Source organism: Catenulispora pinistramenti (assembly GCF_018274385.1).
GTDB lineage: Bacteria > Actinomycetota > Actinomycetes > Streptomycetales > Catenulisporaceae > Catenulispora > Catenulispora pinistramenti.
Genome location: NZ_JAAFYZ010000330.1, coordinates 1 through 8,230 on the forward strand (window position 1 = coordinate 1; position 8,230 = coordinate 8,230).

The window sequence follows — 8,230 nt, forward strand, 5'->3', positions numbered from 1 at the left end:
GCCGCGGGCGGGGCGGTGTGCACCGGCGGGCTGACCGGCTGGGCCACCACCGGGGTGTCGGAGTTGGCCGGCGGGTTGACCGCGTTCCAGCCGCTGTTCTGGTCGACCGGCTGCTGGTTGGCCGGCGGGTACTGGTACTGGCCGGTGCTCTGGCCCTGGCCCTGCTGGCCCAGCAGCTGGTTCAGGTTCGGGTACTGCCCCTGCGGGTACTGCTGCCCGGTCGGGTTCTGGCCCGGGATCGTGGCCCCGTTGCCGACCGGCTGGCTCGGCGGGGTGTACGGCACGCCGCCGCCGGTCGGCATGGTGCCGCCGGTCTGCGTCCCGGTGGTCTGGTTCCCGGTGTTCTGCGCCCCGGGGTTCTGGAACTGGGTGCCGATGCCGCTGTTCATCTGGTTCTGGTACTGGCTCAGCGTCGCGGCCGCCGCCGGGTCCTGACCGCTGCCCGCCACCTGCTGGCCGGTGGTGCTGGCGACCTGCGGCAGGGTCTTGAGCTGGTTGGTCGCCCCGGTGGCGGTCGGGGAGGAGAAGGAGCCGGCCGGCGGGACCGAGGCGCCGTGCGAGCCGGAGCCGATCAGCTTCTCGATGTCACTGATGATCTTGATGACCTCGGTGACCTCCTGCATCAGCTGGCCGCCGCCGAGCGCCGAGAGCATCGCCTCGATGCCGTTGATGAAGGCCCGCAGCGTGGCGCTGACCGAGGTGGACAGCGAGACCGCGGCGGCGTAGGTCCACCAGTTGGAGGACAGCGCGGCGACTGTGGGGTTCACCGCGTTCACGACGGAGGTGTAGGCGGTCTGCGAGGCCTTGATCAGGGTGCTGGAGGTGGTCAGCAGGGTCGAGGAGGTCTGGATGACCTTGACGATCTGCTCGAAGGAGTTCAGGGTGTCCGTGAACTTCTTCACGGCGGTCTCCGAGGCCTGGCCGGACCAGGCCTTCTGCAGCGTCTGGGTCGCGCTGCGGGCCTGGTTGATCAGCGCCAGGAACTGCTCGGCCTGCTTGAGCCGTTGGGCGACCAGCTTCTCGATGCTCTCCGGGGAGCCGGTCGCGATCTGGGCCACGAACGTTCCGGGACCGCCGCCGTACGCGGTGGCGTCCATAGCGCTGGAGTTCGGTATCACGAACACGTCGCACCGCCTGCCTGGTAGTCGAGGAGTTGTCACAAGGGTCTTCGATGATCGACCTTCAGGCTAGAACGGGGCACCGGTAGGGGTGGACGGCAAAAGTACCCACCTGTCCGGTGCCTCGCGCGCCGTAAATTAAGCCCGCATCTCTACGACCTTTGAAGGATTGCGGGAGTGACCTAGCAGTGATGCCGACCATGACCCCGCCCGCGCGCACCGACCGCCGGGGTGGCGGGTCGCCGAGCGGGGAGATCCAACTGCAGGCGCCGCCGGTCCTGGCCAAGGGCTCGGGCGCGGGGCTGAACCAGCTGATGTTCATGCTGCCGATGATGCTCGGCATGGGCGCCATGTCCTTCTACTCGATGGGCAGCAAGGGCGGTGCGATGACCTATGTCTTCGGCGCCCTGTACGGCAGCACCATGATCGGCATGATCCTGATGTCGGTGACCCGCGGCAGCGCGCAGAAGAAGGCGCAGATCAACAACGAGCGCCGGGACTACCACCGCTACCTGTCCGCGCTGCGCGGCCAGGTGCGGGACGTGGCGGCGGCGCAGCGCGCGACCCTGGTGATCACCCGCCCGGAGCCGGCCGACCTGTGGATGCGGGTGGCGCAGGGCCGGGCCTGGGAGCGCCGGCGCACCGACGACGACTTCGGCCACGCCCGGGTCGGCCGCGGTCCGCAGCGCCTGGCCACCCCGCTGCGCGCGCCGCAGACCGCGCCGCTGGAGGACCTGGACCCGGTGTCCTCGGCTTCGCTGCGGCAGTTCATCCGCACCTACATGACGGTGCCGGACCTGCCGGTGGCGCTGTCGCTGAAGGCCTTCGCCTCGGTGTCGGTGACCGGTGAGCGCGAGCTGACCATCCCGTTGGTCAGGGCCCTGATCGGGCAGCTGGCCACCTTCCACGGCCCGGAGGACCTGAAGATCGCCTTCTGCCTGGCCGACGACCAGCGCCCGACCTGGGACTGGGCCAAGTGGCTGCCGCACACGCAGGCCCAGCCGGCCAACTCCGACGCCGTCGGCCCGGCCCGGCTGGCCGCCGGCGACCTGGGCACGCTGGCCGAACTGCTGGACAAGGACCTGGGCACCCGGCCGGCCTTCGGCGCCGGGCGGGCCGGCGGCGTGGAGAACCCGCACCTGCTGATCATCGTGGACGGCGGCCGGACCTACGGCGACACCACCCTGGCGCCGATCTCCGGTCTGCACGCGGTCACGATCATCGACCTGGCAGGTCCCGAGCCCGCCCCGATCGCCCGGCCGCACCAGGGCCGGCTGCACGTCACCGGCGACCGGATGGGCATGGTCGCCGGCGAGGGCAAGGACCGGCACCTGGAGTTCCTGGGGCATCCGGACGTGATGGACGAGGCCACCGCCGAGGCGCTGGCCCGGCGGCTGGCCGGGGCCTATCAGGGCGCGCCGACCGCCGCGGCCTCGCCGATGTCGGCCAACTTCGGCCTGCCGGACCTGCTGGGCATCGGCGACCCGGAGGAGCTGGACGTGGCCCGGACCTGGCTGCCGCGCCCGGCGCGGGACCGGCTGCGGGTCCCGATCGGCCTGGACCCGCAGGGCCGGCCGCTGGAGATGGACCTGAAGGAGGCGGCCGAGGACGGGATGGGGCCGCACGGCCTGGTGATCGGCGCGACCGGCTCGGGCAAGAGCGAGCTGTTGCGCACCCTGGTGGCCGGTCTGGTGGCCACCCACTCCTCGGAGACCCTGAACCTGGCGCTGGTCGACTTCAAGGGCGGCGCGACGTTCGCCGGGATGGCCGGCCTGCCGCACGTCTGCGCGGTCATCACCAACCTGGGCGAGGAGCTGACCCTGGTGGACCGGATGGCCGACGCCATCAACGGCGAGGTGCTGCGCCGCCAGGAACTGTTGCGGGAGAAGGGCAACTACGCCTCGGTCCGCGACTACGAGCGGGCCCGGGCCACCGGGGCGGAGCTGGAACCGCTGCCGGCCCTGCTGATCATCATCGACGAGTTCAGCGAGCTGCTGTCGAACCGGCCGGAGATGATCGACCTGTTCGTGATGATCGGCCGGCTGGGCCGATCACTGGCGATCCATCTGCTGCTGGCCTCGCAGCGTCTTGAGGAGGGCCGTCTGCGTGGACTGGACGCGCACTTGTCGTACCGGGTCGGTCTGCGCACGTTCTCGGCGGCCGAGAGCCGTGCGGTACTCGGCGTGCCGGACGCGTACCACCTACCGTCGGTCCCGGGGTCGGCGTATCTGAAGACGGACACCGAGACGCTGCTGCGGTTCAAGGCCGCGTACGTGTCCGGGCCGATGCCGGCCCGGGCCCGCGGCGCGGCCGGCGGCGGACGCGGGCGGATCCTGCCGTTCAGCCTGGACCGGGTGGTCGACCACTCCGCCCCGCCGCCGAGCGCCGAGCCGGACCCGGCCGAACTGCTGAACCCGGCGGTCGGCACCGGACCGTCGATCATGGACGCGATGGTGTCCCGGCTGGTCGGCAAGGGTCCGGAGGCGCACCAGATCTGGCTGCCGCCGCTGGACGAGCCGCCGGCGCTGAACGAGATCCTGCCCGGCGAGCACATGGTCATCGACCCGGTGCGCGGGCTGACGCTGTCCGGCTGGGGCGGCCTGGGCCGGCTGACGGTGCCGCTGGCGCTGGTGGACAAGCCGTTCGAGCAACGCCGGGACCAGCTGTGGGTGGACCTGGCGGGCGCGGCCGGGCACGTGATGGTGATCGGCGGCCCGCAGAGCGGCAAGAGCACGATGGTCCGGACCCTGATCGCCTCGCTGGCGCTGACCCACACCCCGGAGGAGGTCCAGTTCTACATCCTGGACACCGGCGGCGGCGCGCAGTCCTCGGTCAGCGGGCTGCCGCACGTCAGCGGCTACGCCACCCGGCGCGACGGCGAGCGGGTGCGCCGCATCGTCGGCGAGCTGACCACGCTGCTGGCCGAGCGCGAGCTGCTGTTCGCCCAGTTCTCCGTGGACTCGGCGGCGGGGTTCCGGAGCCGGCGTGCGGAGCTGGCCCCCTACGCCAAGGACGGCCGCGCCTTCGGCGACGTCTTCCTGGTCATCGACGACTGGACCACGCTGCGCGCGGACTACGAGGCGCTGGAGGAGCCGATCACCGCGATCGCCCAGCGCGGGCTGGGCTTCGGCATCCACGTGATCATCACCAACAACCGGGCGATGACCGTGCGCCCGGCCATGCGCGACATCATCGGCACCCGGCTGGAGCTGCGTCTGGGCGATCCGGGTGAGTCGCTGGTGGACCGCCGGGCGGCGAACAACGTCCCGGCCGGCCGGCCCGGGCGCGGTCTGACCCCGGACAAGCTGCACTTCCTGGCCGCGCTCCCCCGCGTCGACAGCGGGAGCAGCGCCGAGACGGTCGGGGCCGGCACCGCGGACCTGGTCAAGCAGATCGCCGCGGCCTGGCCGGGCCCGGCCGCCCCGCAGGTCCGGATGCTCCCGGCCGAGGTGTCCCCGGCCGAGGTCAGGGCTCTGCTCCCGGAGCCGCGGCGGGGCCGGGCGGTGCCGTTCGGGCTGTCCGAGGCCGACCTGCAGCCGGTGTACGCGGACTTCGACGCCGATCCGCACTTCATCGCCTTCGGCGACGTCGAGAGCGGCAAGAGCGGCCTGCTGCGGACCATCGCGGCCGGCATCATGGCCGACTACACACCGCAGGAGGCCGCGATCGCGGTGATCGACTACCGGCGCGGGATGCTGGACGCGGTCACCGGCGAGCATCTGCTCGGTTACGCCGCCGCCGAACCGGCCACCGTCGACATGGTCGGCAACCTCGCCGAGGCGATGCGCCGCCGGCTGCCGGGTCCGGAGGTCACCAACGAGCAGTTGCGGGACCACAGCTGGTGGAAGGGCCCACAGCTGTTCGTGCTCATCGACGACTACGAAATGGTCGCCGTCCCCGGCCGCAGCCCGCTGGCGCCGCTGCTGGACTACCTGGCGCAGGCCCGGGACATCGGGCTGCACCTGGTGGTCGCGCGCGGCTCCGGCGGCGCCGGACGCGGCCTGTTCGAGCCGGTCCTGCAGCGTCTGCGGGAGCTGGGCTCGCCGGGTCTGGTGATGTCCGGGAGCCGGGACGAGGGGCCGTTGCTGGGCACCGTGAAGCCCAGTGCGCAGCCTCCGGGCCGCGGTGTGCTGGTGCACCGGCGGTCCGGGCCGGTACCGGCGCAGGTGGCGTGGACGCCGCCGGCGCAGTGACCGGCGCCGAACGCGATGAACAAAGGGCGAACGACCGGCGTGCCGTCGGCGGTGAAGAAGAACACTGACGGCGTCCGGTCGGTCACGTGGGTACTTGTGCCGTCGCCCCGACCGGCAGTTATGCCGTGTGGTGGTAGTGCACAGATTCCCTAACGTATCGGTTATCGGCCGGAGAACCTGCTCCGGCCACCCCCCAACCACGGGTTCCCAACAGAAGGAGGTGGCCCTCGTGGCCGGTCCCGGTTTCTTGAGTGACGCCGCTGCGATGACGCAGGCGATCCAGGGCTTCTCGGAGTGCGCCGTCAACGCCAAGAAGACCATGTCCGACTTGGAGAACGAGCTGACCTCGACCCTGGCTCAGTACCAGGGCAGTCAGGCCATCGCCTTCTGGAACCTGCACACCGAGCTGCAGGAGCAGATGACGGTCGCCTCGCGCGAGATCGACGTGATGTCGGACCTGGTGAACAAGGCGTACGGCAACTTCAACGCGGGCGACACCCAGGTGTCCGACACCCTGCGTCAGGTCGCCGGCAGCGCCGGCAACAGCAACAGCATGCTGTCCCGCCTCGGCGGCGTCTGAACCACTCACCATCCACCGATAGAAGAAGGGATCTCCCAGACATGACCGCCGACCAGATCAGCGTCAATTTCGGCGCGCTGCAGTCCAGCGCGGGCACCCTGTCCGCGAAGGCCGCCGCCCTGACCACCTACCTGGAAGAGCTGCTGAGCTCGCTGCAGCCGATGAAGCAGACCTGGGTGGAGTCCGGCTCCTCCTCGGGTATCGCGGCCGACCAGGCCGAGACCAAGCTGCGGGCGGCGACGAACGACATCATCGCCACCATCAACCAGTTCTCGGCGAAGGTCAACGAGGCCCACGACCTGCAGTACTCGCTGGAGCAGCAGAACACGAACTACTTCGCCTGACCGGACCGCCGTCGGGCACGGCCGCATCCTCCGGCCGACCGGTTACCTGGTCGGCCGGCTTTCTTGGCCGACCGGCGTTTCTCGCACCGACCGACCACCGGCGCCCCGACTCTGAATCCACCAGGAGCTGTGAGCGATGTCCGAGCCCTCGCCCGAACAGTCCTTCACCATCCACCTGAAGTCGCTGACCGATTTCGCCGACGAGTTCACGACGCAGATCCAGTCGCTTCAGGCTCCGATGGACCACCTCGCCACCATGTCCGGAACCCCGCCGCAATACGGCGCGTTCCACGAAGCCTGGACGCTGGGTGCCGGCGAACAGGCCGCCATCGAAGAGATGTACACCCTGCTCGGGCAGGTCAAACAGGCGATCGCGTTCGCCGGTGACGTCACCGGCACGGTGGCCGACGGCTACCGCAACGCCGACGAGAGCATCGCCTACGCCCTCGGCGGATCGCCCGGATCGGTCTACGGCGGCGGGTCCTCCGGCGGCGACCCCTGGTCCGGCGGCCAGGACAACATCCCGGACCAGCAGTCCGGGCCGTTCGGCGACCCGAACCAGAACGACCCCGGCACGGTGTACGGCACCCCGGTCTCCGACCCGACGAACTCCGGCCCCTGGGTCCCGAACCAGGACACCGGCTCCTTCGCCGCCGACCCGGTGACCGCGGTGACCGCGATACCGCTGGCCGGTGCGCTGCTCGGCGGGGCCCTGCTGGGCGGGGTGGCCAAGTCCAAGTCGAACAAGCAGCCGCCGAACACCTCGGTGACCGTCACCGTCGACAGCAGTGCCGACACCTCCGCGGCCGGCAGCGGCGCGCTGCCGCTGTGGACGCCGCCGCCGGACCCGGGACCGATCACCGCGATGCCGGTGACCGCCCCGCAACCGCAGTTCCCCGGCCAGGACTCGTCCTGGAACGCCACCTTCCCCGGCTCCGGCCAAGGAGGTTCGTGATCATGCCCACGTCTCCTGCTCCCGCCGGAGTCACCGACTTCTCGCAGTACACGGTGCCGCAGCTGACCCAGATGCTCTACGACAGCGACCCGGCCACCGGTACCACCACCGCCCAGACCTGGGACGCCACCGGCAAGATGCTGCACGAGCAGGCCTCGAACCTGGAGGGCCGGCTGCACAGCTTCGACGGCGAGTGGTCCGGCACCGCCTCCGACGAGTACAAGCGGATGGTCACCGACCTGATCGGCGGCCTGCGCAAGGTGGCCCAGACCTCGCTGCAGATGCGGGACCTGACCTTCGACGCCGTCGACTCGCTGACCGCCGCGCGCGCGGCGATGCCGGCGGCGGTGAACGTCCCGGTGGTGCCGCCGACCACCCTGGCGCTGGCCACCACGCCGCTGCCGATCGACGCCGAGACCTCGCCGGCGGCGGTCGCGCAGCTGCAGTCCGACCAGGCCAAGGCGGTCTCGGCGGTGCAGGCGCAGCAGGCGGCGATGGCCGCTTCCAACGCCGCGCACGCCCAGGCGGTCGCGGTGATGAGCACCCTGGCCGACAGCTACGTGGTCGCGCAGAACCGGTTTCCCCCGACCCCCGGCGGCGCCACGCCGACGGTGAACGGCAGCGGCCCGGGCACCGGGATCGGCAACACCGCGGCGCCGGTGATGCTGAACGCCAACGGCGTCCCGGTGCTGGTGTCGGGCCAGGATCCGGGCGGAGACCAGAACCAGGTGCCGGGCCAGCCCACCGGATCCGGAACGGATCAGGGCTCGCAATCCCTGTTCGGCGACATGTTCACGGTCGGCCTGGCGGCGGCCGCGGCGGCCGCCGGCGGGAAGTTCACCGGCACCGTCCTCACCCCGCAGGGCCTGCCACTGGGCGGCGTCAACAACCAGGGCCAGCAGATCACCCCGATCACCGGCCGCCTGACCCCGGTGACCAACCCGACCGGCAACACCGACGCCACCAAGCACGCCGCGGTGGACGCCGCCGGGGTGCTGGGCTCGCGCTACCTGGCCGGCAAGTTCGGCGGCGTCCACCGT

Annotated in this window: 6 protein-coding genes; 5 read left to right on the forward strand and 1 reads right to left on the reverse strand. The window is 71.3% G+C overall.

Annotated features, from left to right (window positions below; translation table 11 throughout):
- Positions 1–1,124 (reverse strand): hypothetical protein (locus KGQ19_RS45710; protein ID WP_212021394.1); only part of this gene is annotated, 1,124 nt, incomplete at its 3' end.
- Positions 1,125–1,309: 185 nt separating this feature from the next.
- Between KGQ19_RS45710 and eccCa the strand changes: the two genes are divergently transcribed.
- From eccCa to KGQ19_RS45735, 5 genes are all read left to right on the forward strand, one after another.
- Positions 1,310–5,311 carry a type VII secretion protein EccCa gene (gene eccCa / locus KGQ19_RS45715; RefSeq protein WP_212021395.1) on the forward strand — a complete coding sequence of 1,334 codons (4,002 nt, stop codon included), beginning with the start codon at positions 1,310–1,312 and terminating at the stop codon, positions 5,309–5,311.
- A gap of 229 nt (positions 5,312–5,540) precedes the next feature.
- Positions 5,541–5,891 carry a WXG100 family type VII secretion target gene (locus KGQ19_RS45720; RefSeq protein WP_212021396.1) on the forward strand — a complete coding sequence of 117 codons (351 nt, stop codon included), beginning with the start codon at positions 5,541–5,543 and terminating at the stop codon, positions 5,889–5,891.
- A gap of 41 nt (positions 5,892–5,932) precedes the next feature.
- Positions 5,933–6,235, forward strand: coding sequence for a WXG100 family type VII secretion target (locus tag KGQ19_RS45725; protein ID WP_194895618.1), 303 nt, complete (start codon positions 5,933–5,935; stop codon positions 6,233–6,235).
- A 136-nt stretch (positions 6,236–6,371) separates the two neighbouring features.
- Complete coding sequence (locus KGQ19_RS45730) at positions 6,372–7,190, forward strand: hypothetical protein (RefSeq protein WP_212021397.1); 819 nt, start codon at positions 6,372–6,374, stop codon at positions 7,188–7,190.
- A gap of 2 nt (positions 7,191–7,192) precedes the next feature.
- Positions 7,193–8,230 (forward strand): WXG100 family type VII secretion target (locus KGQ19_RS45735; protein ID WP_212021398.1); only part of this gene is annotated, 1,038 nt, incomplete at its 3' end.